Here is a 1,217-nt window from a genome sequence, read left to right as displayed (position 1 = left end):
AATAAGGCCCTTTGATACTGCTCAGCAAACCCCTTTATACTGCTTGCTTCAAACAAACTCAGTGCATAGTTCCACTGAATGCTAATGGCGTCATCTCCGTCATCAACAAACACGCTCAAATCATGTTTAGCCGAAGATAATAGTGCGCCGTTAGACAAGCTAAATTCATCAAACAGCGCCTCTTTTTTTCGGCATAGTGTATTAAAACTTTGTACGCTAAACATCACCTGAAAAATCGGGTGCCGCGACAAACAGCGCTCAATACCCAATTCACTCACCAGCTTCTCAAAGGGCAGCTCTTGATGAATTTTTGCCCCTTGTAGACACCTTTGCACTTGGGCTATTAACTCAGCACAGCTCAAATGAGGCGAGACTTGTGCTCTTAACGCCAACGAGTTAACAAAGAAACCAACCAAAGATTGGGTTTGCGCTAAATGCCGATTATCCGATGGCACTCCAATGATAATGTCTTCTTGATTGCAAAGCTGACTCAAGGTGACATAAAACCCACTCAACATGACCGTAAATAGCGTTGTATTCTGTGCTTTTGCCAAAGCCCGCAAGTCATTGGATAAAGACACACTTAGCGGCTGATGATAGTCTGCACCTCGGTAATTAACCTGTGCGGGTCGTAACTTGTCTATGGGTAAATTCAAGCTTTCTAGTTCTGTTAATTGAGTACGCCAATAATCAAGCTGAGTGTTTAACACCTCACCTTGTAAATACTCTCTTTGCCAACAAGCAAAATCCGCATAACTAATCGACAATGTTGACAGCTCAGGCTCAATGCCTGCATCAAGCGCCTGATAACAAGTCAGTAGCTCATCCATAAAAATCTCTGATGACCAGCCATCAAAAGCAATGTGATGCCACAGCAATAACAAGTAGCAACGGTCATCCACATCATAACGGCATAAACGCAGCGGAGCTTGCTCGCTTAATTCAAATGGCGTTTGAATGTCTAACCTGACAAGCTGTTCAAATTCAGCGTGCGACGCACATTGCCGCACTTGATAAGCCAGCCCACTCTCCCTTACTTGGGTATAGGCCTCACCCGAGTCAGTTTCTAAATAAAGACTGTTAAGCACAGGGTGGCGTGTAGCAAGTTGATTCATCGCAGCTAGCAATAAATCAGGTTTAGTTGTCGCCCGTAAGCGCACCAAATAAGGCATATGATAAGCATCACTGCCTCCCTCAAATTGCTCAATAAACCATAA

1 protein-coding gene is annotated in these 1,217 nt (G+C 44.0%); it reads right to left on the bottom strand.

What is annotated here, in order from left to right:
- The coding region (locus tag Q0779_RS23615) for a condensation domain-containing protein (protein WP_298776709.1) at window positions 1–1,217 on the bottom strand (1,217 nt) is incomplete at both ends.

Origin of the sequence: uncultured Shewanella sp. (assembly GCF_947491715.1) — a bacterium.
In the GTDB taxonomy this organism is placed as follows: Bacteria; Pseudomonadota; Gammaproteobacteria; order Enterobacterales; family Shewanellaceae; genus Shewanella.
This window is presented reverse-complemented; position numbering and strand designations above follow the sequence as displayed.